A 26,493-nucleotide genomic window follows, 5' to 3' on the forward strand; every position below is an offset into this window, starting at 1 on the left:
TCAACGCCGGGAACGATCAGCCATCCACAGAATCAGACGTTGAGCGGAAACCAACCAGCCATGCCCAGTCCGACCTTGACCCACAGCCTGTCGGAAAGTTTGCTCGCCCATTATCAGCAACGGCGCAACGAACCGAACGACACCTATGACGATCTGGTCAACGCCGCGGGCAAAGTGCGCTCGCGCTGGCAGCCATTGATTGAAGAATTCAACGAGCTGGGGTTGGACGGTTTTCAGCAGATGGCGCTCGAAGCGCAGAATTTGCTGTATGAAAACGGCGTCACCTTTAACGCCTATGAAGACGACGTGCGCAAAATGCGCTCCTGGCAACTCGACCCCATTCCTTATGTGATTACCCCGCAAAGCTGGGACATTCTCGAAGCCGGCCTGCAACAACGTGCCCGCTTGCTGGAACGGCTGGTGGCCGATCTGTATGGCGAACGCCGTGTGATTCGCGATGGCATTTTGCCGGCCGAGCTGGTGTTCAGTCACCCAGGCTGGCTGTTTGCCGCCGCCGATAACAGCAGCGATGCCGACCGGCCGCAGGTGTTGTTTCAGGGCATGGACGTGATGCGCGACCACCATGGCCAGTGGCGCGTATTGGGCGACTGGACCCAGGCCAGTTCGGGCGTCGGTTATGCACTGGAAAACCGGGTGGTGTTGGCGCGTGCACTGTCACGCCTGTACCGCGATGCGCCCTTGCATCGGCTGGCGGGCTTTCTGCAAAATTTTCATCGCTGCCTGGCCGAACTGGCGCGACCCAATCGCGATGCACCCAACATCGTTTTATTAACGCCCGGACCGGGCAGTCCCGGTTATTTTGAACACGCCTGGCTGGCCAACTACATGAATTTTTCGTTGGTGGAAGGCAGCGATTTGGTGGTGCGCGATGGCCGCGTCGCCATGCGAACGTTGGGCGGTTTGAAAACCGTCGACGTGATTGTCCGCCAGATTACCGATCCGTGGTGCGACCCACTGGAATTGCGGGGCGATTCGCTGCTCGGCGTGCCCGGTTTAATGCAGGCGGCGCGACGCGGTGAAGTGGCCATTGCCAATGGGCTGGGGGTGGGCGTGCTCGAACACCCGGCACTGGCCGCGTTTTTACCGGCGCTGTGTCGCCATCTGCTGGGCGAGCCATTAAAGCTGGCGGGCCGCCCATTGTTGTGGTGTGGGTTGCCACAGGCCCGCGACGCCGTATTGGGTGATTTAACACCGTGGCGCATTCGCGATGTGCGCGATGCCGAACGGGTGATTCAGCCCGAACATATGGACGATGCTGAGCTCGAACAATTGCGTCAAACCATGACCGATGCGCCGCATTTTTTTGTCGCCGAACAGCCGCTGATTTCCGCCACCTCCCCCAGCTACGATCAGCAAAATAACAGCATTCTACCCAAGCCTGTGTGCCTGCGTTTCTTTGCGCTGGCCGACCCGGGCGATGATGCCAACTCAACGCAACGTCATCGCATTATGCCCGGCGGTTTGGCCTGGGTGGCGGAACCGGGCACGGCACCGATGGACAGCCAAACGGTAAAAGACATCTGGGTGTTATCGCCCGTGGTGCAGCCGCACGTCAGCTTGCTGCAACGCGCGCAGTCGAGCTTATTGGTCACTCGCGATGGTTCCGATTTGCCCAGCCGTGTAGCCGAAAATCTGTTCTGGATTGGTCGTTATGGTGAGCGGCTTGATAACCGTTCACGCCTGGTGCGTGAAAGCATGGTGTGTCTGGTGGAGCAAGGCCAGTGGCAGCTCAACGACACCCTGTTGCCCGACTTATTCACGGCGTTAAAACTGCCACTGCCCAGCGACGTGAACCCCTATCAGGAACCGGAAACAGAAGACCCGGCCGGTGCCATTCGACAGTTCAGTGCGCTGCGTTCGGCGCTGCTCGATGTTGCCCGTACCGAAGGCGATATTCCCTGGCTGTTTCATTCACTGCTGCACAACGGCCGCGCCGTTCGTGATCATCTGGGCGACGATGCCTGGCGCACGCTCAACACCTTGCGCCAAAGAGTGCACACCCTGCCAACGCTGCAAGGCGCCAGCGCGGCGCAGCACAGTCTGGAAGAAATCATTACGCTGGTGGCGGCGGTATTCGGCTTATGCAACGAAACCATGCCGCATCATTTTGGCTGGCGATTCATGGACATTGGCCGCATCACCGAACGCTGCATCGCCAGTGTCGAATTATTAAAACTGTCGATGATTCATGCTCAAAACCCAGGCCCTGAATTGTGGGAACGGGTGCTGTCGGCGACCGACAATTTAACCGTTTACCGGCGTCGGTATCGCTCGCAACTGTACCCGACGGCGATTCTCGATTTGCTGTTGTTCGATGAAACCAACCCGCGCTCCATCGGCTACATGCTCGGCCGTTTGCAACGTCAGATTGAGCAACTGCCGCACCCGGAAAACACGCCGTTTCGCCCGCGCGAAATACGCTTAATCATTCAGGCGAACAGTCATTTGCATCTGGTCGATCTGGACAGCCTGAGCGATCTGGAACAAAGCGCCGACGCACGCCAGGCCTTAGAAACCTTATTGAACGACGTGGTCGCACCGCTGTATGCACTCACCGAAGCGATTTCCAACAGCTACTTCAGCCATGCCGAACAACCCAAGCAACTGGTCACGGTGCAAGGAAACGGCTAGTGAAATATCAATTACGCCACACCACGCGCTACCGCTACAGCAGTGCCGTCACGCTCAGCCAGAACGAAGCGCGATTGTTGCCGCGCAACCTCGACTGGCAACGCTGCACACAAACCCGGCTGACCATTACACCGGCGCCCCAACGCCAACACGAACGGCGCGATTTTTTTGGCAATCGCGTCGCCTATTTTGCCATTCAGGATATTCACGACACGCTGGAAGTGACGGCTCACAGCCTGGTAACAACCGAAGCCAGACCAGTACCCGAAGGCGACGCCTGCACGACCCGCTGGGAAGCGGCGGTTGAACAATTAACGCCGCAAAGTCAGGTCAGTGAGAGCAACGATGCCGACAGCCAGGAAGCTCGATTATTCACGCTCGATTCACCCTTTGTGCATCACAGCCTGGAGCTGAAACAGTTCGCGCTGGAATCCTTCACCGCACAACGGCCACTGCTCGAAGCAATACTCGATTTTAACCAACGCATTTTTACTGACTTTCAATACGACCCTGGCTTCAGCACGCTGGCAACGCCGGTCGCTGAGGTGCTGCAACAGAAAAAAGGCGTCTGTCAGGACTTCGCTCATCTCGCCATCGGCGCGCTGCGTTCCATTGGCTTACCCGCACGCTACGTCAGCGGCTACCTGGAAACCCTGCCACCGCCGGGCCAGCAAAAACTCGTCGGCGCCGACGCCAGCCACGCCTGGCTGAGTGTTTTTATGCCCGGCTGGGGCTGGCTCGACATCGACCCAACTAATGGCAGCCTGCCGGACGAGCGCTATTTAACGCTGGGCTGGGGACGTGACTACGGCGACGTGACGCCGTTGAAAGGCGTGATGAATGGGGGTGGGGCGCATGAGTTGCAGGTTGAGGTGGATGTAACAGCGGTAACTTAAACCGTCACCCAACTCTCTTACCCACGTTTTCCTGACCCGAAGCAAAGCCCCGCCGCCAACGGACTTTTTATAAATGCTTCAGAAATGTCGGCTGAGGGTTGCCGTTACGCCATAGAAATCACCGGACTCATCGGCAAAGGAGCCCGGCCCTGAGTCGAACCCCTCTCCAATCCAATCGGTCTCAATTCTGCCCAGGTAGGTGCTTTCAACGCCCAATGACCAATCCGTTAACAAACGATAGGCAATACCGAAGCGGACCGTGGGGGTTAACGAGAAGCCGGTGGTATGGCGACTGTTGTTATCATTGCCAGCATCGTTCTCATAGGACTGATTTATTGCATAACTCAGGTGCGTGATTCCGCCTTTGGCATAGAGATCTAAACCCTCCATCAATGGCCAAATTCCAACCAGCATGGTTGAGAAATACCCGGACAGGTTGAGGGTGAAATCATGGTTGTATCCGGCAAAGCTGTCGCTTTCAGCATACTCACTGAGGCCAATGCCCACTTTGCTTTCCCAGCCAAAATAGGGGGTGTACCGCCACCCTGCCCCGACCGATACAACCGGCGCAGCAGAATCAAATAACAGGGAAACGCTGTCTGAAGCGAATTCGATCGCTTCAACGCTTGCACTCAGATAAGCGCCTTCTGCCTGCGCGGAAACCGTGAACGTCGATGAGATCAAACCAAGAGGAAGTGCCAGTAAGAGTCGCTTCACGGAACTGCATTATCCCAGGTTGAAGGTCATGCGAATTTAGGTAATCGCCTCATGGCATTCAACTGAAATTATCTTTTGCGTGTCACATCTGTCCGTACGTGGTTGGGTGAACTAAAACGCTTAGGGGATTTTTTGATGTATGAAAAAACGCACAGGGCGGCTCGGTCTGTGCCCGAGAGGATGGGCTCGGTTTCCATGCTGTTCGCATGGAACCCCCCGCTGCGCCGCGCCTTCGGCGGCCGACGCACACGGAGGTGCTAATGCTGCGGAGGCCATGGAAGGCCGGGAGCAGTGCCAAACGCCTTTGGCGTTTTATCGAACCTGACTGAGGTATTGTTCGCATCGTCCTGATGCTCACCCTTCGGGCTTCGCGCAAAGCTGTTCCCGACAGCTTTGTCGTCCGACTCGGGTGGGCGGACATAAAAAAAGCCCCGCACAGGGCGGGGCTAGTTAGGCGCCCGAGAGGATGGGCTCGCTTCCACGCTTTGGCGTGGAACCGCCCGCTTCGCGGCGCCTTCGGCGGCCTCAAATGCCTTTGGCATTTGATCGAACCTGACTGAGGTTCTCGTCCGACTCGGGACGAGCGAACATAAAAAAAGCCCCGCACAGGGCGGGGCTAGTTAGGCGCCCGAGAGGATGGGCTCGCTTCCACGCTTTGGCGTGGAACCGCCCGCTTCGCGGCGCCTTTGGCGGCCTCAAATGCCTTTGGCATTTGATCGAACCTGACTGAGGTTCTCGTCCGACTCGGGTGGGCGGACATAAAAAAAGCCCCGCACAGGGCGGGGCTTTTTTTATGTTTGGCCCGCCCGAGAGGATTCGAACCTCAGACCTCTGCCTCCGGAGGGCAGCGCTCTATCCAGCTGAGCTACGGGCGGATAACTTTTCGGACTGGCCAACATTATCCCCTTCCCACACCCTCTGGCTTGTCCGTTAGAGGATGGTTCCAGCTCTTTGCCTTCGGAGGGCAGCGCTCTATCCAGCTGCACCCTGCGGGCATAAAAGCGACGGGCGGATAACGTTTGAACAAACCGGGTCTTGCTTGAGCCTCGTCTTCTGGTCTGTTCAGTCGAAGACCGGGCTTCATCCACCGAGACGATAGTGCCTCGACGACTGGCGCGCAGTATACAGATTCGCCGGTTCAAGTCCAGATTCGCCGCCATATCAAGGGGTTAGCCCATTTGACGCCCGGCTAGTGGGTGGCGATGAAGTGGCGGACGGCGTCGATGAAGGCTTTGGAGGCGGGTTCGCGACCCAGGAGCAGGTGGCCGTCGCTGTCGAGGCGGTGGAATTTGGCGCCGGGAATGGCGGCGGCGAGGTCGCGACCGGTCTGGATTGGAATGCGTTGGTCGCCCTCGGAATGCAGCACCAGGGTGGGTACCTGAACCTGTGAGAGCAGGTGGCGCACGTCGATGTCGCCGAACACCGACAAGAAGCGGGCCGCGTTTTCCGGTGATGCGGTACGGCGTTGAAAGTCGTTGAACCAGTCCAGTTCAGCTTTGTCGGCGCTGGGCATAAAGGTTGATGAAAATATCTGCCGATAGGCGGGGTTGTCTTGTCCCCAGCCTGCTTCGGTCAGGGTGATGATGGCTTCGCGCTCGCGAATTACACGGTCGCTGGCGTTAATGCGCCAACCGGCCGGGTAGCCGCCAAAAAGCACCAGGTGTGAGACCCGCTCCGGGTGTTTTACGGCGTAGGCAATGGAAACCGCCGCGCCCTGGGAGATGCCCAGCAGCGCAAAACGGTCGACTCCACTGGCCTCAACGATGGTTTCCAGGTCGGTCACGAAGGCGTCGAACGACAGGTCGTTGGCGTGCCAATCGGACAGGCCATTGCCGCGCTCGTCGTAGCGCACAACGTAATGATTCAGCGCTAAACGACGAAACAACGGGCTCCAGATCGGCGAGTGCCAATCGTGCTCCAAGTGGCTCAGCCAGTTGGCGGCTTTGATGATGGGGTAGCCGGAGCCGACCGCCGCGTACGCCAACCGAACACCATCCTTGGCGGTGCACAGGTGAATGCGTTGATGCGCCAGCAGTTCCCGTTCGGGGGTGCGATAAACAAAGGCGCCGGATGAATTGTCCGCTTGGGTGCGCGTCTTCGACGACCAGGCGATGCCCGCCTCCAGAAACCGTTGGCTCAGCTCGGTCGACAACCAGCCCAGCTCCCAGGAATCACCCAATTGTTCGAGCAGCGTGAGCACCGCCGTCGCTGCGCAGGTATTGAGCGGTTCCAACGCCAGCCATTCACGGGCCCATTCCAGTTGTTCCGCCCAGTCCAAATGGGGCTCACTCGCCAGTCGGGCTAACAGCTGGCTGCGCAGTAGTTGCACCTCATCGCGTTCGGCTTGCAGCCATTGCTGAAACAGCGGCTGGTCTGGTAAGTCGAGACCTTTAAGCAGCGGCCGTTTTAACGCCCGGTTGATGCCTTTCAATGCCTGAGCTGAGGTGGCGGGATCGGACACCTTGGCGGCCAGATTGCGAATGTCGATGTCGAGATCCGGATCGTTCAATTGCACCCGCTCGCGATCGGCCCAGAGGCGCTCGTGGTCGACGTCATTCACCACCGACCGGATTTTGCTCAACGACCAGCGCAGCGTGGCTCGGGGATCATCGGCGTTTTCCCAGAACAGCTCGCACAACCAGTCACGGCGGTGCATTCGGCCGGTCAGCATCAGATAGACCAAAACGGCGCGGGTGCGCTTGGACGCAGGCAGCGGCACCGCCTGATCGTGATTAAACACGATCAGTTCACCGAGCGTCTGTAATGAAAGGCTCACCGTGTTGGCTTCCTGAGCGAGAGGTGAATAACAACGACGCCATGACCGTTTGAAGCTGACATCGACCGGCCCGCATTTAATGCCCATTTCGATCTAATTAAACGATTGAAAGCGCTATTGATGATCAAAGGGCGATAATTTTGCCAAGTTTGTCACACTTTATCCTCGATGAATCGCTTTGATTCAAACGCTTATTCAAACGATATGGACGCACACTGTCCTCACTCTGAACCGAGCCCTATGGCTCAACCACCCACTCAATCAACCACAGCAACGTCACACGGACGTTTGAATAGCAGGACAATAAAAACATGGAAGCGCCAACCTTTTTCACGATCATCGTTAAATGCCTGGTTCTGTTGGCATTGGCCATGACGTTTGTACGAACGCTGGGCCATCAACCCAAACCTCAGCGCCAACCCTGGTGGCAACAACGAGCGCGTCGGGAGTCGCGCACGCTGGTAGCGCCACGACTGGATGTGCAGTTCACGTCCTCACAGCAACTGAGCTTCGAGTGGCACGACGTCACCGGTGCCACCCATTACCAATTGCTGGAGCGTCCGGGCCCGAACTCTGTGTTTCAGCCGGTCGGTGCGGTCATTTCGGCCGGTCGTGAAAAACGCACCATTAATCGTCCCCTGCACGCCCGGCTCAATACTCAGTATGTATTGCGGGCTTTCAGCGCCAACGGCTTTGCCGATTCCGCGGCGCTGTCGGTTGGTGAACGGTTGATGGTGAAGCTGAATTATCTGCAACAGAACAACATCGACCCGACGGCCTACTTTGGTTTTTCAGTGACTCAAAGCGCGGGTGGCCGCACGCTGATCATTGCTGACTCCGATCAGGCCAGCCTCGGCGCTACCGACAGCCACTGTGCCGCCTATGTGTTTCTGCGCGATATGAAAGGTCAATGGAACAAGCTGGCTTATATGCGTGGCGACAAAGCCAATGAACAGTCGGACGATCTGTCCAGCTGTGAACCCTATATTGAAGCGCCAGAACTGAGCCCGGCCGAATCGCCGATACTGCCATCTCCCTGGCGCAAACGCCGCGGTTTTCGAGTGGTGCCGAGCTGGCAAGATGCCGCCCGCAACCTGCGCTGGATGAACTTCAACTCCCCCTAGATCGCTGCGCGGTTTAGGCATCGGGTCATCTGCGCGGATGACCCGACGCTCTGGGTCGGCCTAAAGGCCGGCCACTTTTTCTAAGGTTGCCAACGGCACCCAGCCCGCCTCGCCCGAGGCACGCACCACCCACCCCCACTCGTTTAATTCACGCTGCAACGTCAGTCGTTCGCCCACCTCGGTGGTGAGTTCCCAGGCGGTGTAATTCTCGGTCGCTTGCGCCTGGACCCCATCGGCTTCAACCCTCATCAGTGCCAGCGGTGCCCAGCCCTGATTGCCGTCGGGTGTGGTGGTCCAGACCCAGCCGGGGTATTCGTCGTCGCGCCGACCCAGTTGCAGCGGTTCACCCTGGCGAAAGCGGATGGGGTTGGGGTAGTGGCTGTGATGAACGCTGAGAACGCGGCACTGAGTCATGAGGCTTGGTTGAACAGCAGACGATTGGAGAACGGATCGATCACTTCAAAGCAGCGATCGCCCCAGGGCGCGGTTTCGATGGCGGGTTTGCTGTAGGCGTAGTGGCGCTGGCTGATGGCGTGAAACAAAGCATCCAGCTGATCGGTTTGGATGAACACTTTGGCGCCGGGTGAACAGTCGCCGGAATGTTCACTCAGGTGCAGCACCAGCTCGCCGGTGGAAACCTGGCAATACAACGGCAGGCCCGGTTCGTGACGATGCTGCCAGTCGACGTTCATGCCCAGAAAGTCGCGATAAAACGCCAGGGCTTTGTCGACATCAAAGATGCGCAGAATTGGAATGACTTTAAACATCGGACGGGTTCCTCCCGGCGATTTCCAGACACGCCGCTCAGCCTACCAAAGCCAATCGCCTTAGGTTCAAAAAAGCTTCATTTGCTCGTCAGTCGATGGTCACAGCGCTTTGACATCCTCGCCCTTGCACACGTGTGCACATCCGTTGAAGACAACAACACCATAAAGAGGACGATGCCATGACTTTCCCCAATGCCCGTGCCTGGCTTGGCCTGGGTTTAATCTCCTGTATTGCGTCTGTGGCCAGTGCGGCGGTGCCGTCGGCCGAGGGGCTGTCCGATAACCTGGCGTACGACCAGGCCTATTGGTCTCGCCCGCATAACCCTTACGAAACCGCACAGTTTTCCAACCTGCTCGATGTACTCAACCGCGGTAACCGCGTGGTTGAACTCGATGTCTGGGAATCCGGCGGTCAGTTGGTGGTGAAACACAACGGCACCGATGGCGACTACGCCAACAACTGCAACGGCGGTTCCGGCGGCAGCTTTGCCGACTGCCTGAACGATCTGGTGAGTTGGAGCAACAGCCATCCGAACCACCTGCCGATCACGCTGCAAATCGACCTAAAAGCCGGCTTGTTGTTCGGCTGGGACAGCGGCGCGCGCAGTCAGCTGAACACTCAGCTGTCACAAACCCTCGGCAGTCGTATCTTCACGCCCGAAGAGCTGCGTCAGTCCACCGGCAACAGCAGTCTGCGTCTGGGTGTTTTGAATCATGGCTGGCCGAGCATCGGCAGTTTGCGCGGCCAGTTTCTGGTGATGTTGACCGGCGGCCCGATCAGCCAGAAGAACCAGACCCAACGCGCCTACGTCGAACAGTTCGGTAGCCAGGCGCAGGCGTTGATCTGCCCGCAGGCGGAAGACCCGATCTACTTCGACGCCTACGGCAGTGCCAAGGATTTCAGCGGTTACGCAGCCAATAACTGGGTGGTGTGTGGCAATACTGAAAACCTCAAGTACTGGTCACAAACGGTGGAAGCCTCGGCGCTGAATCGTCAGGTGATCAACCTCTGGTCGTCCGATAATCACCACTTCGATGCCTATCACAACGCCTACATTGCGGTGGCGTCCGGTGCTTCGATGATCAGCCGTGAAACGCTCGACACTTACGGCAACCGCCTCCCGCTGAACGGCGAACGCCGCTCCCTTCCCAACCGCTTCCGCTTGCAGGCCGAACACAGTGGTCAGTGCCTGGATGTCGAAGGCGCCAGCTACGCCGACGGTGCTGACATTCACCAGTGGAACTGCCACGACGGTGTGAATCAGGTGTTCCGTTACAGCGATGAAACTCAGCTGCGCACCGTTGGCAACGAAGCCTTTTGCTTCGACATCGACGGCGGTCAGTCGGTTGCCGGTAAAGGGCTGCATCTGTGGGATTGCGACGGTGGCGACAGCGAGAAATGGCGTCTGACCACCCATGGCGAACTGGTCGGCATGGGCAATCGCTGCGCCGCCGTACCGGGCAACAGCCAGCAAAACGGCACGCAGGCGGAACTGGCCAATTGCAGCGGCGGCGCGAACCAGCGTTTCAACCTGCTGCCGTACTGACGTTCATTAAAGCTTCACAGGGCTGTTACTGAACCGTCACAGCCCGCCCTTAGCGTTGCACACGTGTGCAATTTCAAAACTGACTGACTCCCAACGGAGAACATCATGAAACCTATCACTGCTTTTTCTACCACCCTGCTGGCTGGCGCCATGGCGCTGACCGGTGTGGTTCAAGCGGCCGATCTGGTCATCGCTGGCCGTGACGGCGGCTATGGCGACGCCTTGCAAGCCGGCGTCGACGCCTATGAAGCGGCGCATCCGGGCACCGACATTGAACTGCTGAAACTGCCCTACGGCTCGCTCTATGAAAAACTGGTCATCGGCATGCGCGAAGGCGATTCCAGCTTCGATCTGGTGATGATCGACGACACCTGGGCGCCGGAATTTATGAGCAACAACTGGCTCGCCGCCTTGAACGAAGACGCCGTCAGCCAGGACTTCATTCCGTCGCTGACCGACATCTCCCGTTACCCGGTCGGCCAAGGCCCGCTGTACTCGCTGCCGGTTGTAGGCAACGTGGCGATGTTCGCCTACCGCTCTGACTTGATGGACGAACCGCAAAGCTGGGACGACGTTTTTCGCTCAGCCCAGAACCTGAAAACCAATGACCGCGCCGGTGTGGTTTTCCGTGGCACGCAAGGCAACCCCATCGTCACCGGCTTCTTGCCCATGCTGTGGGCTTACGGCGGCCATATCGTCGATAAAGACGGCAACATTGCGCTGAACAGCCCGGCCACTGTCGAAGCGATTGAAGCCTTCGTCAGCCTGCGCGACGTTGCTCCGACGGGCGTTGAAGTCTACAACTCCGGCGAAGTGCGCGACGCCATCCAACAAGGCAAAGCCGCCATGGCCATTGAAGTCTGGCCGTCCTGGGTACCGTCGATGGACGACCCGGCAGTCAGCCAGGTGGTCGGTCAGGTCAACATCGTGCCGCCGCCGGGCCAGGTGAATGAATCGACACCGATGCTCGGCGTTTGGCAGATGGGCGTTTCCACTCACGCCGAACACGCGGATTTGGCCGAAGACTTCCTGGCGTTTTTCACCAGCGCCGACTTCCAGCGTCAGCTGACGCTCGAAAAAGGCCTGCCGCCGACGCGCACCAGCGTTTATCTGGATGATGACGTCGTTGCGCAATACCGCTGGTACCCCAACCAACTCAACGCCCTGCGCCAAGGCACCGCCCGCCCACGCGTGCAGGACTGGCAGCAGCTGGAATCGATCCTCGGTGACTACCTGCAACTGGCTCTGCTGGGCCGCCTGAGCGCCGAACAAGCGGCCGAGCAGGCGCATGAACGGATGGTGGCTTCGCGGTAAATAACCTCACCGCAACCGCACCACAACCTGAGGTGCGACGTCGGTACTGTTGATCGCGGGTAGTCCGAGGCATGGATGCCGAGGCCTAGGTCCCAGGGATGGGTTCACGCCGACCCGCGATCAACAGTACCGGCGGCGCACCGCCTCACCCCCCACAAAAACCCAAAAAAACAGGCCACCCATGTTCCGATCCCACTGGCACCCTTTGTTGTTGCTGTCACCGGCGCTGGTGCTGCTGGCTTTGCTCACGCTCTACCCCATCGGTTACAGCCTGATGCTGGCCTTCACCAACACCCAATACGGCGGCCCGATGACCTTCGTCGGCCTCGATAATTTCCGCGACTTATTCAGCGACTGGTTTTTTAATCAGGCCACACGCAACACCATCGTTTTTACACTCGCCGCATCCCTCACCCAGGTCGGTTTAGGCTTGCTGTTAGCGCTGCTGTTTCATCAGCCGTTTCGCGGTCGTGCCTGGCTGTTGCCACTGTGTATTTACCCGATGATGTTATCGACGCTGGTGTGTTCATCCATCTGGAAGGCCTGGCTGCATTACGATTTCGGCTGGCTGAACAACTTCTTCGACGTGCTCGGCATTGCCCGCGTCAGTTGGCTATCCGATCCGCAAACCGCACTCGCCGCCATCGTGCTGGTCGACACCTGGCAATGGACACCGCTGGCGTTCCTATTATTGCTCGCCGGTCTGCAAGCCATACCGCCCGACATCGAAGAAGCCGCCACGCTGGAAGGCGCAACGTCCTGGCAACGTTTCTGGCATGTACGGCTGCCGTTAGTACGCGCGCCGCTGTTTTTAGCGCTGCTGTTGCGGTCCATCGACGCCTTTAAATTGTTCGACAAAAACTACGTCTTAACCGGTGGTGGCCCGGCGTATTCCACCGAGACGTTATCGCTGCTTGCCTATAAACAAGGCTTTAAATTTTTTCACCTGGGTACCGCCAGCGCTATCGCCGTCGTGATGCTGATCATCGCTTTGGTGTTGAGTCTGGCCTATGCCTGGCAAGTGATGCGGAGACCGCATTAATGACTCGTTTGCTTCGCCCGCTCGGCGTTACCTTAGCGGTGCTGTTTTTCACCTTGCCAACGCTGTGGATGCTCGGCACCGCCTTCAAACCGGCGGCTGAATACATTGGCACCAGTCTGGTTTTCTGGCCGAGTCAGCCGACTTTTTCTCACTTTATTCAGTTGTTTGATGAAGGTGTATTACGGCGTTTATTCAATACACTGGTAGTTTCGATTGGCACCACAGCGGTATCACTGAGCGTCGGTTTTATTTCCGCTTATGCACTGGTTCGGTACCGCTTCCCGGCCAGGCTCGACCATGCGTTTTTATTGCTGGTTTTGTTGATTAAAACCCTGCCACCGATCGTCGTTGCCATTCCGCTGTATCGTGTACTGAATGCGCTGAATTTACTCGACTCGCATTTAGGTTTAATGCTCAGTTATCAGGTGTATACCCTGCCGTTTTGCATCTGGATGCTGCTCAGTTTTGTACGCCAGATTCCGATTGATTTAGAAGAAGCCGCCTCACTGGAAGGCGCGGGTTTAGTGCAACGCTTACTGCGCGTCGTCGTACCGTTGGCAGCACCCGGTCTGGTCGCAACATTGATCTTCGCCATGCTGCTAGCGTGGAATGAATTTCTGTTCGCGCTGTTGTTTATTCAGACACCGAGCCAATTCACCTTACCGTTATACATCGCCACCTTCACCACCGAAAACCAAACTTTTTGGGGGCCGCTTATGGCGATTGGTGCGCTCAGTTCGTTGCCGGTTTTATTGTTGGCGGGGTATCTGCAAAAACATTTATTGCGTGGCTTTGCGATGAGTCCGCAGTGAACGGTAAGTAACACCGAGATCCCGGCTCAAGGTCGGGATGACAATGTCGGCACAAAACGAGTGATTGCTGACGGCTTGGCTTTCGGCAGGCGTCGGTCGCCAGGGTGGTCCGACACATCGGGGGCGGCCATCGACTTATACAGATGTACTTACAGCATACTGCCGAAAGCCAAGCCGTCAGTAAGCACGTACGCAGGCACAAACAAGGAAATAGAATGAAGATCGACGTTATCGGCGTGGGCGCCGCTTACGAACCTAAGGGCGTTAATGCGTCGTTATTATTGGAAGAAGAGGGCTTTCAATGTTTGATCGACTGCGGGCCGACCGTGCCACCGGCATTATGGCGACGCAAGCTTGACCCGGAAGCGATATCAGCGCTCTATTTTACGCATTGTCATCCCGATCATTGCCTGGGGCTAACGACGCTGATCAACCACTGGCAACATTGCCAGCGCAAACGACCGCTGCTGATTGTCGCCCAGCGCGCGCAGTGGGCCCGGCTGCAAAATCTCAGTTATTTTGGTCACTGGCCAGACGACGACCCGGGGTTTTCCATACAGTGGGTCGACAGTGCCGACCTCGATGCGCTCGGTCCGTGGCGGATGGCCACCGCGACCAGCCGGCACTCGGTGCCAAACCGGTCATTGTGGTTGCGCGGTGCCCAAGGCAGTTTGTTTTACAGTGGCGATGGTCGTCCCAGCCGACACAACAAAAGCCTGCTCGCCAACGCCGATATTGTGTTTCAGGAATGTGAAGTCAGTCAGGCACTCTCGCGGTTATCGCATCACGGCGATTGGCCGCTGTGTCAGGAACTGGAGCGCAAAACCGGCAGCCTGTTGTGCCCGTACCACATTGGTCCCGATCATCAGACACAGATCCGCCAGGAAGCCACGGCCATGACCGACATTTATGTACCGCGCGACGGCGATTGCCTGCGTCTTAAAGGGGGCCGCTGGCAGATTGAAAACTCGGGGAGTCAGCCTTGAAAACATCCGCGGACCAACGCCCACGCACCGTCACCGCCTCGGATGTCGCACGCCGCGCCGGCGTCTCCCGATCGGCCGTCTCGCGCGCCTTCACCCCCGAAGCGAGTATTCACCCCCGCACCCGCGAACAGGTGTTGGCGGTGGCTCGCGAACTCGGTTACCGGCCCAATGCCTTGGCGCGTTCCCTGGTGAAATCGAAACAGGGACCCTCGTCAGGATTAATTGCCGTGGTGATGGGTGAATTCGACAATCCTTTCCAGCCGCATTTTTTCAGCCAGTTAACGCAAGCGCTGCAAGCGCAAGGGCGGGTCGCCATGTTGGTGATGCCCGATGCCCAGGGCAGCCTGGATGACGCTTTGGAACGACTGATTGCCTATCAGGTTGAAGGCGCCATCATCGCCGCCGGTTCACTGTCACCCGAAGCCACCAATGCCTTTCTGGCGCTGGGTACGCCGGCGGTGTTGCTGGGCCGAGAAGACCCACGCGGGCGGGTGTCGGCGATTCTCACCGATAACCGCGCCGTCGGTGAACGCGCCGCCGATTACCTGCTCCGTCAACAGCGAAAAGCACCGGCGTTTATCGGCGGCCGCGCCGACGGGCAAGCCTCACATGAACGCCAACAGGGGTTTATCGAGACACTGAGCCGAACAGGTTTCAACACGGTTCCTTGTTTGAGCAACCCTGACTACAGCTATGCCAGTGGTTATCGCGCCGCCCAACAATTGCTGCGCGATCACCCCGACACCGACGCCCTGTTTTGCGCCTGCGATGCACTGGCACTCGGTGCCATGGATGCCTTGCGTGCGGCGGGAAAAACCAGCCCGGAACAGTTCAGTTTGATCGGCTGTGATGACGTACCGCAGGCGGCCTGGCCGGGCTACCAGCTGACCACGCTGGCGCAACCGGTGCAGCAATTGGTGACTCAGGCACTGGATCACCTGATCACCTCCATTGCCAGCCAGCGCACCGACTCGCCGGAAGTGCTGCGGCTGACGCCGGAGTTTGTACAACGCCAAAGCTGAAGTGACTCAGTGATGGGCAGGAGGGTGCAGTCGTAATACCGGCTCGCCGTTGCCACGGGTTTGTTCCGTTACGCCCTGGTGATTGATGGTGGCGGTCAGTCGGCGCCGAATACTCGAAAACCGCGACGACGTGACCACATCCATTGCCTGCTCCAACTGCAATTGAACGCGCCAAAAACCCAGCCGCTCCGGCTGAACGGACCGCACCGAGGCGCGAAACGTCTGGCCCGAATAACAGCCCGTCACCGTACTGCCAGCAACAACCGGTGACTGCTGTTTGTTCAGCTGCGCGCTGAGCGTATTCCAGTCGCGATAGCCATAATTATGGGCGATTAATTCCAGCGACTGACTGTGGCTGACGGCCACGCCCTGCTCAGCCATCAACTGACGCAAGCGTTTCGCCTGCGCCTTATTTTCCGCCAGCGTCGGCAAGGGTTCGTTCATAACCGACTGGCCTGAAACACACCCCGGCGCAGACCCAGCCGGCGTTCAGTCTGCGCGAGCACCACCAGGGCGATCACCAACATCGAGCCTTCGGCAGTGGGCATTGCCAGCCAGATGCCACGTTCACCGAGCAGTAACGGCAACATCAGCAATAGTGGCAGGGTCAGCAAGTATGGCCGCGTCAAACTGAACAGAGCGGCGCGTGTGGCGTCGCCGAGCGACTGAAAATAAGCGCCCAGCATCAGCATCGGGCCGGAGAGAAAATACAACGCCACCATCACCGGCAAAATGCGTGCAACTTCCGCGACAACAAGCGGATCATCGACGAATAACCGACCGATCGGTGCGGCGAAAAACACCAGCGTTAATTCGACCAGCACGCCATAACAAAGCGCTACGCTTAAGCCCAGCCGCAAGGCATCATCGCTGCGCTGCCACAACTGAGCGCCATGATTGTGACCACAGATGGTTTGTAAGGCGTGCGACAACCCCAGCATCGGCATAAAGCACAGCGTCATTAAGCGAGTGACGATGCCGTACGCCGATACCGTGGCGGCATAATTCGGCGTGTCCTGCGCATTCAACGACGCAATGATGGTCGCTGAAATCAGCGCCATGCCAAAAAAAGACAGACTCGATGGCGCCCCGAGCTTGAGAATATCGCGCCAACGGTGCAGCCATTCGTCCAGGCGCTGAAAACCGGCGTGCCATTGCCATTGCAGCCGGGTACCGCCGCGTAAGCGCAAGCCAAAAATCAACAGTAACGCCAAGCACTGAGCCGCCGCGGTGCCGTATGCCGAGCCGGCCACACCCAACTCAAACACAACAATCAACACGAAGTTGAACAGCATGTTCGACAGCGTCACCACCAGCCCCATCATCGCCATCCAGCCGGCACGGCCTTCGTTTCGCAGAGCATCGCCCTGCACACCGAGGCTGAACATGAGCGGAGACGTGAACACGATGATGCGCAAATAGATCTGCGCCATCTGCGACAGTTCCGTCCGGCCCTGGGCGGCGGCCTGGGTAAAGCTGCCACCCCAGAGCAGATAGAGCGCCATCAGCACCAGGCTGGTCAGCAGCGCCAACCCTTGGGCGGCCACAAAAACACCCTGCGCCTGTTCGGTACGGCCGGCGCCTAAATGCCGGGCCAACAGGCTCGACATACCGGCCGAAATCAGCGTCGACAAGGCCACCATCAACATAAAGGCCGGGAACACCAGGGTAACGGCGCCCAGCGCATCCGCGCCGACAAAGACACCGAGAAACCAAGCATCCACCACCGTCAGCAGGCCATTCATGAGCATGATGGCGATGATCGGCAGGGCAGTTCGGGCAAAGAGGGACGTCAGGTCGTCGTGCAAAAACGACGCACCGGAACGAGCATTGGAAGCGGTCACGGCAGTTACTCCACGCGCTGGCATTCTGTGTTCGTAAACAGGAGAGATGGGGCTCGCGTTACCACCTTCGCGAACAGAATGCGCAGGGGGAGGAACATCGAAGAAGGCAGAACTTCACCAGAGCGTTAACGCCTGCGAGCGGCCGGTGTCTGCAACCGAAGCGCTACCTTAGGCAGCGGCTGCGGCGCTGTCAATGCGGATCAATCCGGGTCGAACTGCGCGGCCCAGACGGCGAGGTCTTTGGCCACCGTTTTACCGTGTTCGCCGAGAAACTTTAAAAACCGCGGCGCATTGGCCGTGACGATACGGGTCTGCGGGAAACCCAAGGCTTCAGCCTGGGCAATGGCCTGATCGAACTCACCGACGGTGAAGGCCACGTGCGAATCGGACCCGAAAGAAACTTTCCAGTCGAGCCGGTCGATCATCTCCAGAATGTGACGGCAATGCGGCTCACTGCCGATGCGCGAATGGGTGAACGAGGAGTTATTGATTTCCAGCAGCACGTTGTTGTCTTTGGCGGCGCGAATCACTTCTTCCACATCAATCGGATAATTCGGGTTGCCCGGGTGACCGATGATCTGGCAATGGCCACTGGCAATCGTATTCACCATGGCTCGGGTGTTGGTCGCTTCGTCGGACGGTGTGAACACCGGTTCGTGGAAACTGGCGATGGCGAAATCGAGAAAGCCGTGCAGCTTGTCGGGAATATCGACGCCGCCGTCAGGCTCAAGAATGTTGGCTTCAATGCCACGCAGCATGGCGACGTTTTCAACCACACGCGGAATCACCTTCATATTGCCAAAGTGCCAGTAATGAGCGCCGTCGGGCATGGTCGGGGCGTGATCGGTGATGCTGAACAGTTGCAGGCCTTTTTCCCGGGCGATGCGGAAGTAATCGTGCACGGTGCTGTAGGCGTGATCGGACGCGACGGTGTGGGCGTGGGTGTCGGTGAGTATGCGCATGGACATTCCTGAAGCGATGCAAAACACCAGCCTACCACAGCGCGATGACAGGCTGGTGTCGTCAGTCGTGGCGCAACGCCCGGATACGCGCGGTGGTTTCCTGCAGAATCTGAGTCACTTCGCGTTGGCCGGCGGCGTCCAGATCGAGGCATTCGCGCAGCGCGGCTTTTAAATCCTGGCGCGCCGCTAATTGCTCATACGCCAGCGGCAGGCCCGATTCATCGGAATCCACGGCCTGGCTGATGGAGGCGCGCAGCTTGCGATACTTGCGCCCGGTCGATTCCAGCCGCCAGCGTACCCGCTCAGCGGCTTCGCTGTGTTCGGCCAGCAAGGCCCGGCCCCGGTCGCTGATGCGATGGTGTTTGCGCCGTCCTTCGCGCAGCAATTCCACCGCACCCTGCTCAACCAATTCGGCCAGACGCGGATACATCATCCCTGGGCTCGGCCGGTAGAAACCGGCGGTCAGGCGTTCAATGCGATCGGCCAGTTCAGTGCCGTAACTTTCCTGCTCACTGAGCAACACCAGGATCAACAGCCGCAGATCGGTGGCGCTGAGCTTGCGCGTCGCCGGCATCCCCGCGGCCAGATAGCCGCCGTCGGTGGTCGGGTTGGTGGTGGGCGAAACCAATGATGTATTTCCTTAAACAGAACGAAAGTGGGCACTCACTCAGCACGCAGACTAAGTGAATGCCCCCAAGGGGGCAACGCCTTAGAAGGCGATGTCGATGCCCAGATTCAAGCGCCGACCATCCAACACCCGGCCGTGATCTTCGGCGTTGATGTCGGCGTCGAGCAGGTTATAAACGCCACCGCGCAAGGCGACCGTCGGGCGCAGACGATAATGCACACCGGCGTCGACCAGGGTGTAACCCTCGAACGCTTCACTCAGCCCGCCTTTCGCCTGCACCTGCTCGGCCTCGCCCTGATAGCGGGCATTGCCCCACAGCCGGGTGTTGTCGGTCGCCTGCCAGTTCAGGTCCAGGTTAGCGCGATGACGCGGCTGATCGTTCAGGGCATTGCCGGCGTTGTCACCGGATTCCTGTTCGCTGTCGGTGAAGGTGTAACCGGCTTGCAGGTCCAGGCCGGCGAACAGCGGCGTGTCGAGCGTCAGCTCCACACCGCGAATCCAGGCTTCATCAACGTTCTGATATTCGAAGATTTTTTCGTAGTCATAACCCTGATAAACACAGCTGCCATCCGGGCCGGTGACGCGGTCACAGATCAGCGGTTTTTCGATCTTGTCGCTGTAGTCGGTGTAAAACAGTGTCACCCCGGCAATAGCCCCGTTACGACCGCTCCAGTAAGTCGCCAGTTCATAGCTGAGGCTGCTTTCAGCGTTCAGATCGGAGTTACCGATGTCCGCCCCATCAACGGAGCCGCCACCGCCGCCTTCCACCCAGTCGGAATCGCCCTGTTTCAGATCGGGCGTGCGATAGCCGGCGCTGACACCGCCTTTGAAGGTCAGCCGTTCGGTGGCTTCAAACACGGCGTAGCCGCGTGGCACCAGTTCGCCGCCGTAGTTTTCATCCTGCACCCAGCGCGCACCCGCGGTCAGTGACAGACGGTCGGTCATCAGCCATTCGTCTTCCATAAAGGCTGCCGCGTCCCAGCGTTCCAGTTCGGCCTTGCCGATGGCGCGCTCGGGGTTGTCGGTCTGTTGCAGTCGGTATTGACCGCCCAGCGTCAGCAGATGCGCACCCAGCGGCACCAAGGTCGAGCTGTTCACGGTGGTGCGACGATAGCTGGCATTTTGCGTCTGGTTATCGAGTTCAGCGTTCTGCACGTAGCTGCGTGTGCGCAGGCCACCGGCCCAGTTCAGTTCGTGGTTCAGTGACTGATAAAGACGCTGGGTTTGCAGTTCCCGGTCGGAACCGCTGAGCTCCGCATGGGCAAAAGTATCCTGGGTTGCGACGCCCGCTTCGATGCCCAGACTCTGACGTTCGCTGATGGTCCAGTCCAGCGCCGCACTTAGGTCGCGGCGCTGGAATTCGGCGTAGCCGCCGTCGATGGCGTCTTCGTCGCGGTTAAAGAAACCGCCTCGAATCGTTGCGGCCAGGCGATCTTCCAACAAGGGGCCGCTCATCTGGAATTGCGCCTGGTGGCGGTCACCGGCGTCATCGTTTTGCTGAGACATGCGATCGAGCGAGACGCTGCCGGACCACTGTTCCGGTGTCGGTTTGGTGATGATGTTGACCACGCCACCCAGCGCCGCCGAACCGTACAGCGACGACATCGGGCCGCGAATCACTTCAATGCGTTCGATGGCGCTGACCGGCGGCAACCAGCCAAACTCGGCGCCGGAACCGAAGCCGTTGTAGTAACCCTGTTGCGAGCCCTGAGGCACGCCATCGACCAGAATCAGGGTGTATTGCGGGTCGAGACCGCGAATGGAGATTTCGCCGGTGCCGCCCTTGCCGGTCGAACCTTCCGGCACATAGAGACCGGGCACCGAGCGAATGGCTTCGGAAATGTCGCGATAGGACCCTTGTTCGAGTTCTTCGCGCGTGATGACCGAAATACTGGCTGGTGCCACCACGCTGTCTTTGGCTTCGCCCGAGGCACTGGCCGTTACCGTGACCGGAGCCAGGGAATTGTCTTCTGCGACCGCCAGGCCGGACAGCGCTATCGCCGCCGTCAGCGCCAGGCGTTTGTATCGTACGATATTCATAATGCAAAACTCCTTACGGAATCTGGGTTGAAAAGGTTGGGAATTCAGTCGCGGCGATAACGGCTGATGCTGATTTCGCCTTTACCAAGCCGGACAACACGGCTGGTATAACGCTCCGGTTGCGCCAGGATGCGGCTGCGGAAGTTTTCCGGGTCGTCATCGAAATGGTCGAGGTTGTCGGCGACGATCACGGCGCCGTCGATCAGTTGCGGCCGCAGCAATTCCAGCACCGGCCAATAAAGGCTTTTGTCGCCGTCGAGAAACACCAGGTCCACGGCGTCAGGAACGTCCGCAAGGGTTTCGAGCGCATCCCCCAGACGGATTTCAACACGATGCGCCAAACCGGCGTCTTCGAGGTTGCTCAAGGCGTGATCGCGTTTGTTTTCATAGTATTCGCTGCCGATCACCCGGCCATCGTTCTCTTCCGCTGCGGCCGCCAGGTAGAGAGTGGAAATGCCGAAGGACGAACCGAATTCAACGATGTTTCGGGCGCCGGCGGTCCGCGCCAGCATATACAGCAAAGCGCCCTCACCCGGACCGACGGCCAGGTAACGGTGCTGGAAAAACTCGGCCTCGCGGAAGTCCCGGCGTACCCGGGGTGCCGGGGCCGATGAGGCGGCCGCCCGCGCGGTGCGCTGGGCTTGGGCGGCCTGATGTTCGCGGTCTAATACCGCGCGTACGCTGGGTTGATCCAGGGTGTCCATCTCGTCTCCTTAAGGGGCGGTTACAACCACCGGGCAGCCGCGTTCGGGGTGCGTCATCACCGCCACGCGCTGCCGATAAACGGTTTCCAGGCGCTGGCTTTCCAGCACCTCCCAGGGCGTGCCTTCGGCGACCAGACGGCCGTTCTCCAGCAACGCCAGACGGTCGGCATGCGCCGCCGCCAGGTTCAGATCGTGCATCACCGCCACCACACAATGGCCTTGGCGGGCCCAGGCCGCAGAGCGCTGCAACAGTTGCTCCTGATGCCGTAAATCGAGTGCGGCGGTAGGTTCGTCGAGCAGCACAATGGGCGTTTGCTGAACGCGGATGCGGGCAAAGGTGGTGCGCGCCTGTTCGCCGCCGGACAGCGTCATGGCGTTGCGGTCGGCGAGATCGGTGATTTCCACCTGGGCCATGGCGTCAGCCACGCGTTGTTCGTCTTCATCCGGCGGCAGGTCGCGCAGCGCATGGCCCATATGCACGACATCGCGCACCCGATAAGCGAAATGCAGCATGCTGTCCTGCGGCATCACCGCGCGGCGCGCAGCCAGTTCACGCGCCGACAGCCGGGTCGGTTCGACGTCATCGAGCAGCACCCGACCGGCGCTGGGTACGCGGTCGCCGGCCATCAGACTCAGCAGCGTGGATTTACCGGCACCGTTGGGGCCGATCAGTGCGGTGACCGATCCGGCCGGGCAGTCCAGACTGACGTTGTCGAGCAAACGGCGGCCATCGATGTCGAGCGATACCTGTTCCAAGCGCAGCATGATCACAGCCTCCCCGCCCGGCCCTGGCGCGCAATCAGCCAGAGGAAAAAGGGGCCACCGATGGTGGCCGTCAAAATGCCGATGGGAATCTCATTCGGCGGATCCAGTGAGCGGGCGCCCAGGTCGGCCAGCATCAGCAGCAAGCCACCGCCGAGCGCCGATAACGGCAGCAGATGACGATGGCCGGGGCCGACCAGCGTGCGAATCAAATGCGGAATCACCAGACCGACAAAACCGATGGTGCCGGTAAAGGCGACGGCGGCAGCGGTGAGCAACGCGGTCAGCGCAATCAAGCCAAGGCGCAGGCGTGGCACATCGACACCGGCGTGTTGCGCCTGACGCTCGCCCAATGCCAGCAAATCGAGCTGCACCGCCTGACGCCGCAGCAGCCAGACACCGATTACGACGATGGGCGCGATGGTCATCACCGGCACCCAGTGCACGCTGCCCAGCGAGCCCATCGACCAGAACATCAGTTGCTCCAGCTGTTCGACGCTGGCCAGGTAAGTCAGATACCCGGTCACCGCGCCGCAGACGGCATTGATGGCGATACCGATCAACAACAGCCGGGCGTTATCACCCGGATGGCTGGACGGCCGCGCCAGCAAGTAAATCAGCCAGGTGGTAGCAAAACCGCTAACAAAGGCACCCGCCGGCAAGGTCCAGGAACCCAGGGTATTGATCTGCAAGACGATGATGGCCACCGCACCCAGAGAGGCCCCGGAACTGACGCCGACAATGCCCGGGTCGGCCAGCGGATTGCCAAACAAACCCTGCATGGCAGCACCGGCAGTGGCGAGGGCCGCACCGACCAACAACGCCATGACGGCGCGCGGCAAGCGCAGCTCCCAGACGACAGCCTGAGCGACCACATCCGAACCCGAATCCTGCCAGGGTGCCAGCAATGCCGAGCCGACTTGCGCCAGCGACAGGGGCACCACGCCAACGGCCACAGTAATGCCCAGCGCCAACACAATCAGCAGCCCAAACAGCGCATAGGCCAGGGGTGACAGGCCAGTGCGACGCATCAAACCAAGCGCCAGTGTCATTGTCCGGCCTCAGTCACAGCCGTCGGATAGAGCGCGCGCGCCAGCGCCAAAGTGGCCTCACCGGAGCTGTCGGCGTCGAACTTGATGGCGGCGTGATCGAGCACCACCAGGCGCTGATTCAGCGCCGCCGGGGTGTAGGCCAAGCCAGGCACCCGCTCAAAGACGCCATCGCGGCCGCCCAGCGCCGGCAACTCCAGATTGGAAACCACCACCACCTCAGGTGCCATCTGGATAACACCCTCGGCACTGAGCGACTGATATCGTTCCAGCCCGGCCTCGGCGCCGACATTAATTCCTCCGGCGCGCTCGATCAGGCCATGCGCTGAGGTGCCGGCACCCGCGCCCGTCACGCTGCCGCTGGAACCGGCGCCGCCACTGGAAACATGCAGCACTCGCAGGGGTTCACGTTCAGCAACACGCGCTTCGGCCTGGGCATAATCCAGCAGAATGCTGTCAATCAATGGCTGGGCCTGGGACTCCGTAGCGGTCAGTTCTGCCAGCCGCTGGATGCGCTCAATCGCCGGCAAAGTCCGTTCAATCACCACCGTTGGAATATTCAGACGTTGGGCATGTTGCTGCAGATCGGCTTCGCGCGCAGGGTTGCTGATAATGAGCCAGTCCGGACGCAGGGCGATCAGACTTTCGGCAGAAACCGTCCGATGAAAACGCTCCGCCTGCAGCAGGCGACCTTCAAGCGTTGGGTCCAAGGGCGCCAGCACCACCTGATCGGCCACACCGAGCGCATCCAGAATGCTGGCATGACCCGCATCCAACACCACCAAACGATCGGCCAGCACGGCACTGCCCGAGCAGACGGCCAGCAACGCCAAAGCCGCCCATCGACGAGCAAGCTGCCGGCTACTGTGGCTAAGACTGAACATGAAGGCTCCTGTCATTGATCTTGAGTTATTTATCTTACGATAAATTAAATGATAATTACTATCAACAAGATTGGCATTAACCACCTCTTACCCGTGGTTAGACGTAGCAAGATGTAACCAAAGGTCTACTTGACCGTTTTTTGGTCTAAATTAACCATCAACTGGCCCTATTGCTGACGTTCTGACCAAAAAACAAACAAAAATACAATCAACCAGTGGTCGATGGGTGTCACTTCTGTCCACCTCACTCATACTCCAGAAAACAACAAAATAAATGGAGATCTTTAGCATGAAGCTGTCACTCAGAGCTTTGTTGTACGGTATTGCGGTATTGCCGGTTGTCGCTTTGGCGATAGCAGGCATGGGCACTCAATACCTGGGTAATAAAACGCTGCAGGAGCACACCGCAGAGCACATCCACAACGCCGTTATTGATATTGAAAGCCAGCGGCTGAAAACCATCATGGATTCGGTCGAAGGCCTGCTCCAACCCTACCTCGAACAGCCCGGTTTGCGTGGCCGCGACGCGGCGATGGAAATGCTCGGCAACTACAGCTTTGACGAGGGTGACGGCTATATTTTTGGCTACGATGGCGAAGGCGTTCGTCTGCTGCACCCCGGTGGTGGTATTGGTAATAACTACTACAACCTCCAGGACGACAACGGCACTTACCTGATTAAAGGTCTGATCGACGCGGCCAAAGCCGGAACCGGCTATTTCACCTACTTGTTCCCGCGTCCGGGCGGGGACATTGCCGAACCCAAATACTCGTACGCCATCTGGGTTGAGCAGTGGAATCTGATGCTCGGCACCGGCTTTTACATCGACTCGGCCGAATCACTGACCGGCGCCATTCGTGGCACCATTGTCGATGAAGGCCGGGACATGATGTCGACCTCCGCCATTGTGATGGGCGTGGGCACTTTGTTGATTCTGGGGCTGATCACCCTATTGGTTCGCGGCATTTACCGAGCGCTCGACGCCCTCGGTGGCGCCGTTAAACGACTGGCATCGGGCCAGGGTGACTTAACCACCGAACTGCCGCGCAGTGGCATCGATGTATTCAACGAACTGGCGCAGGATTTCAACACCTTCCTCGGTCAATTACGCAACGACATTCGTCAGTTGAATCAGGACGTGAGCACCATCAGCCAGGTCTCTGATCAAGGCACCGAATCGGCAACATTGATGGCGCGTGAAAGTAACGACCAGGCTGAATCGGTGTACTCCAACGCCACCGCGGTTGAAGAGCTGGCGGCCACCGCTGCCGACATTGCCAACCACTCGGAAGAAACCCGCAGCCGTTCGGAAACCGCACAGGAACAAATGCAGGGCATCAACGAACAGTCGGTAGCGACCCAGGCCACCTTGGGTGAACTGGATGCGCTGTCGCAGTCGGTGGAAGAATCCATCAACGGTCTGGACCAGGAAATTCAAAGCATTTCGCGCACCTTGGATGAGATCAACGGCATTTCTGAGCAGACCAATTTGCTGGCGTTAAACGCGGCCATTGAAGCGGCTCGTGCGGGCGAACACGGTCGGGGTTTCTCGGTTGTCGCCGACGAAGTTCGTCAGCTGGCGCAACGCACGCAAACCAGCACCGACGACGTCAGCACCATTCTGGAACGGCTCAATAGCATGGCGAAAGAGACCGTCGAGAAGATGCAGTTGTCGCGCACGCAGCGCGAGGAAACCCTGGCGGCCATGGCGCGCATTGAAAACATGGTGACCGACGCCAGCGAGCAGATGAATGCACTGGTCGAAATGAACCATCAGATTGCCACCAGCGCAACGGAACAGTCATCGGTCACAACCGAGATGTCCGCCCGCACCGCCATGGTGGCCGAAGCGTCTGAGAAGGTGAAAGCCAAAGCCACCGAAGTGCAGGATGTGATGAGCCAATTGAAAACCGTGGCGACCCGCATCGATCAAATCGCCCGGAAATTCCAGGTCGATTAAACGCA

At 59.0% G+C, this 26,493-nt stretch carries 23 protein-coding genes and 1 tRNA gene; 10 read left to right on the plus strand and 14 right to left on the minus strand.

The genetic code is table 11. The features are described 5' to 3' along the window. The first annotated feature begins 60 nt into the window (after positions 1-60). Together BGP77_RS03350 and BGP77_RS03355 are read left to right on the plus strand one after the other, a co-directional pair. Positions 61-2,652 carry a circularly permuted type 2 ATP-grasp protein gene (locus tag BGP77_RS03350; RefSeq protein WP_108163323.1) on the plus strand — a complete coding sequence of 864 codons (2,592 nt, stop codon included), beginning with the start codon at positions 61-63 and terminating at the stop codon, positions 2,650-2,652. Continuing rightward, positions 2,652-3,548, plus strand: coding sequence for a transglutaminase family protein (locus BGP77_RS03355; RefSeq protein ID WP_108163324.1), 897 nt, complete (start codon positions 2,652-2,654; stop codon positions 3,546-3,548). Before BGP77_RS03350 ends, BGP77_RS03355 begins: the two co-directional genes overlap by 1 nt. Before the next feature lie 78 nt (positions 3,549-3,626). Here the strand turns inward: BGP77_RS03355 and BGP77_RS03360 are convergent, their stop codons facing one another. The 3 genes from BGP77_RS03360 to BGP77_RS03370 form a co-directional block, all read right to left on the minus strand. After that, entirely contained in the window at positions 3,627-4,265 is a 639-nt protein-coding gene (locus tag BGP77_RS03360; RefSeq protein WP_108163325.1) for an outer membrane beta-barrel protein, read from the minus strand. Between the two features lie 798 nt (positions 4,266-5,063). Beyond that, positions 5,064-5,140, minus strand: a tRNA-Arg gene (locus BGP77_RS03365). A 314-nt stretch (positions 5,141-5,454) separates the two neighbouring features. Continuing rightward, positions 5,455-7,041, minus strand: coding sequence for an alpha/beta hydrolase (locus tag BGP77_RS03370; RefSeq protein WP_233252284.1), 1,587 nt, complete (start codon positions 7,039-7,041; stop codon positions 5,455-5,457). Positions 7,042-7,352: 311 nt separating this feature from the next. Here BGP77_RS03370 and BGP77_RS03375 point away from each other — a divergent pair, with 311 nt between their 5' ends. Further along, complete coding sequence (locus BGP77_RS03375) at positions 7,353-8,165, plus strand: hypothetical protein (protein ID WP_108163327.1); 813 nt, start codon at positions 7,353-7,355, stop codon at positions 8,163-8,165. 60 nt (positions 8,166-8,225) lie between these two features. On the opposite strand, the gene BGP77_RS03380 is transcribed toward BGP77_RS03375, so the two are convergent. Both BGP77_RS03380 and BGP77_RS03385 read right to left on the minus strand, forming a co-directional pair. Then, positions 8,226-8,579 carry an SH3 domain-containing protein gene (locus BGP77_RS03380; RefSeq protein ID WP_108163328.1) on the minus strand — a complete coding sequence of 118 codons (354 nt, stop codon included), beginning with the start codon at positions 8,577-8,579 and terminating at the stop codon, positions 8,226-8,228. After that, entirely contained in the window at positions 8,576-8,932 is a 357-nt protein-coding gene (locus BGP77_RS03385; protein ID WP_108163329.1) for a glyoxalase superfamily protein, read from the minus strand. The genes BGP77_RS03380 and BGP77_RS03385 overlap by 4 nt, the downstream gene beginning before the upstream one ends. Positions 8,933-9,111: 179 nt before the next feature. On the opposite strand from BGP77_RS03385, the gene BGP77_RS03390 reads away from it, so the two are divergent. From BGP77_RS03390 to BGP77_RS03415, 6 genes are all read left to right on the plus strand, one after another. Beyond that, positions 9,112-10,479, plus strand: a complete 1,368-nt coding sequence (locus BGP77_RS03390; RefSeq protein ID WP_108163330.1) for a Ca2+-dependent phosphoinositide-specific phospholipase C — start codon at positions 9,112-9,114, stop codon at positions 10,477-10,479. 105 nt (positions 10,480-10,584) lie between these two features. After that, positions 10,585-11,793 carry an ABC transporter substrate-binding protein gene (locus BGP77_RS03395; RefSeq protein ID WP_108163331.1) on the plus strand — a complete coding sequence of 403 codons (1,209 nt, stop codon included), beginning with the start codon at positions 10,585-10,587 and terminating at the stop codon, positions 11,791-11,793. Between the two features lie 181 nt (positions 11,794-11,974). Beyond that, entirely contained in the window at positions 11,975-12,835 is an 861-nt protein-coding gene (locus BGP77_RS03400; protein WP_108163332.1) for a carbohydrate ABC transporter permease, read from the plus strand. Next, the gene (locus tag BGP77_RS03405; RefSeq protein ID WP_108163333.1) at positions 12,835-13,647 is read left to right on the plus strand and encodes a carbohydrate ABC transporter permease; all 813 of its coding nucleotides are present in this window, start codon (positions 12,835-12,837) and stop codon (positions 13,645-13,647) included. Before BGP77_RS03400 ends, BGP77_RS03405 begins: the two co-directional genes overlap by 1 nt. Before the next feature lie 215 nt (positions 13,648-13,862). After that, on the plus strand, positions 13,863-14,633 hold the full coding sequence (locus BGP77_RS03410) for an MBL fold metallo-hydrolase (protein WP_158269253.1): 771 nt from the start codon (positions 13,863-13,865) through the stop codon (positions 14,631-14,633). Then, a complete protein-coding gene (locus tag BGP77_RS03415; protein ID WP_108163335.1) occupies positions 14,630-15,655 on the plus strand; it encodes a LacI family DNA-binding transcriptional regulator in 1,026 nt (341 codons plus the stop codon). Before BGP77_RS03410 ends, BGP77_RS03415 begins: the two co-directional genes overlap by 4 nt. Before the next feature lie 6 nt (positions 15,656-15,661). Here BGP77_RS03415 and BGP77_RS03420 read toward each other — a convergent pair whose 3' ends face one another. From BGP77_RS03420 to BGP77_RS03460, 9 genes are all read right to left on the minus strand, one after another. After that, entirely contained in the window at positions 15,662-16,099 is a 438-nt protein-coding gene (locus BGP77_RS03420) for a glyoxalase superfamily protein (RefSeq protein WP_108163336.1), read from the minus strand. Then, complete coding sequence (locus BGP77_RS03425; protein WP_199224184.1) at positions 16,096-17,499, minus strand: MATE family efflux transporter; 1,404 nt, start codon at positions 17,497-17,499, stop codon at positions 16,096-16,098. Before BGP77_RS03425 ends, BGP77_RS03420 begins: the two co-directional genes overlap by 4 nt. 200 nt (positions 17,500-17,699) lie before the next feature. Continuing rightward, on the minus strand, positions 17,700-18,461 hold the full coding sequence (locus BGP77_RS03430; protein WP_108163338.1) for a phosphatase: 762 nt from the start codon (positions 18,459-18,461) through the stop codon (positions 17,700-17,702). A gap of 61 nt (positions 18,462-18,522) precedes the next feature. After that, complete coding sequence (locus BGP77_RS03435; protein ID WP_108163339.1) at positions 18,523-19,089, minus strand: PadR family transcriptional regulator; 567 nt, start codon at positions 19,087-19,089, stop codon at positions 18,523-18,525. Between the two features lie 81 nt (positions 19,090-19,170). Beyond that, on the minus strand, positions 19,171-21,129 hold the full coding sequence (locus BGP77_RS03440) for a TonB-dependent receptor domain-containing protein (RefSeq protein ID WP_108163340.1): 1,959 nt from the start codon (positions 21,127-21,129) through the stop codon (positions 19,171-19,173). Between the two features lie 44 nt (positions 21,130-21,173). After that, on the minus strand, positions 21,174-21,833 hold the full coding sequence (locus BGP77_RS03445; protein WP_108163341.1) for an O-methyltransferase: 660 nt from the start codon (positions 21,831-21,833) through the stop codon (positions 21,174-21,176). Between the two features lie 9 nt (positions 21,834-21,842). Next, complete coding sequence (locus tag BGP77_RS03450) at positions 21,843-22,598, minus strand: heme ABC transporter ATP-binding protein (RefSeq protein WP_108163342.1); 756 nt, start codon at positions 22,596-22,598, stop codon at positions 21,843-21,845. 2 nt (positions 22,599-22,600) lie between these two features. Next, positions 22,601-23,647, minus strand: a complete 1,047-nt coding sequence (locus tag BGP77_RS03455) for an iron ABC transporter permease (RefSeq protein WP_199224185.1) — start codon at positions 23,645-23,647, stop codon at positions 22,601-22,603. Then, the gene (locus BGP77_RS03460) at positions 23,644-24,528 is read right to left on the minus strand and encodes an ABC transporter substrate-binding protein (protein WP_158269254.1); all 885 of its coding nucleotides are present in this window, start codon (positions 24,526-24,528) and stop codon (positions 23,644-23,646) included. The genes BGP77_RS03455 and BGP77_RS03460 overlap by 4 nt, the downstream gene beginning before the upstream one ends. A 289-nt stretch (positions 24,529-24,817) precedes the next feature. On the opposite strand from BGP77_RS03460, the gene BGP77_RS03465 reads away from it, so the two are divergent. Further along, positions 24,818-26,488: a methyl-accepting chemotaxis protein gene (locus BGP77_RS03465; protein WP_158269255.1), complete on the plus strand. Its 1,671-nt coding sequence runs from the start codon at positions 24,818-24,820 to the stop codon at positions 26,486-26,488. The last annotated feature ends 5 nt before the right edge of the window (positions 26,489-26,493 follow it).

This window comes from Saccharospirillum sp. MSK14-1 (assembly GCF_003054965.1).
Taxonomy (GTDB): Bacteria; Pseudomonadota; Gammaproteobacteria; order Pseudomonadales; family Natronospirillaceae; genus Saccharospirillum.

What these genes read in the sequence shown, in the direction of transcription:
- BGP77_RS03440 (WP_108163340.1), bottom strand. Translation starts at nt 21,129, where the DNA reads ATGAATATCGTACGATACAAACGCCTGGCGCTGACGGCGGCGATAGCG.
- BGP77_RS03455 (WP_199224185.1), bottom strand. Translation starts at nt 23,647, where the DNA reads ATGACACTGGCGCTTGGTTTGATGCGTCGCACTGGCCTGTCACCCCTG.
- BGP77_RS03450 (WP_108163342.1), bottom strand. Translation starts at nt 22,598, where the DNA reads ATGCTGCGCTTGGAACAGGTATCGCTCGACATCGATGGCCGCCGTTTG.
- BGP77_RS03410 (WP_158269253.1), top strand. Translation starts at nt 13,863, where the DNA reads ATGAAGATCGACGTTATCGGCGTGGGCGCCGCTTACGAACCTAAGGGC.
- BGP77_RS03420 (WP_108163336.1), bottom strand. Translation starts at nt 16,099, where the DNA reads ATGAACGAACCCTTGCCGACGCTGGCGGAAAATAAGGCGCAGGCGAAA.
- BGP77_RS03395 (WP_108163331.1), top strand. Translation starts at nt 10,585, where the DNA reads ATGAAACCTATCACTGCTTTTTCTACCACCCTGCTGGCTGGCGCCATG.
- BGP77_RS03350 (WP_108163323.1), top strand. Translation starts at nt 61, where the DNA reads ATGCCCAGTCCGACCTTGACCCACAGCCTGTCGGAAAGTTTGCTCGCC.
- BGP77_RS03385 (WP_108163329.1), bottom strand. Translation starts at nt 8,932, where the DNA reads ATGTTTAAAGTCATTCCAATTCTGCGCATCTTTGATGTCGACAAAGCC.
- BGP77_RS03445 (WP_108163341.1), bottom strand. Translation starts at nt 21,833, where the DNA reads ATGGACACCCTGGATCAACCCAGCGTACGCGCGGTATTAGACCGCGAA.
- BGP77_RS03375 (WP_108163327.1), top strand. Translation starts at nt 7,353, where the DNA reads ATGGAAGCGCCAACCTTTTTCACGATCATCGTTAAATGCCTGGTTCTG.
- BGP77_RS03390 (WP_108163330.1), top strand. Translation starts at nt 9,112, where the DNA reads ATGACTTTCCCCAATGCCCGTGCCTGGCTTGGCCTGGGTTTAATCTCC.
- BGP77_RS03465 (WP_158269255.1), top strand. Translation starts at nt 24,818, where the DNA reads ATGAAGCTGTCACTCAGAGCTTTGTTGTACGGTATTGCGGTATTGCCG.
- BGP77_RS03460 (WP_158269254.1), bottom strand. Translation starts at nt 24,528, where the DNA reads ATGTTCAGTCTTAGCCACAGTAGCCGGCAGCTTGCTCGTCGATGGGCG.
- BGP77_RS03400 (WP_108163332.1), top strand. Translation starts at nt 11,975, where the DNA reads ATGTTCCGATCCCACTGGCACCCTTTGTTGTTGCTGTCACCGGCGCTG.
- BGP77_RS03380 (WP_108163328.1), bottom strand. Translation starts at nt 8,579, where the DNA reads ATGACTCAGTGCCGCGTTCTCAGCGTTCATCACAGCCACTACCCCAAC.
- BGP77_RS03405 (WP_108163333.1), top strand. Translation starts at nt 12,835, where the DNA reads ATGACTCGTTTGCTTCGCCCGCTCGGCGTTACCTTAGCGGTGCTGTTT.
- BGP77_RS03430 (WP_108163338.1), bottom strand. Translation starts at nt 18,461, where the DNA reads ATGCGCATACTCACCGACACCCACGCCCACACCGTCGCGTCCGATCAC.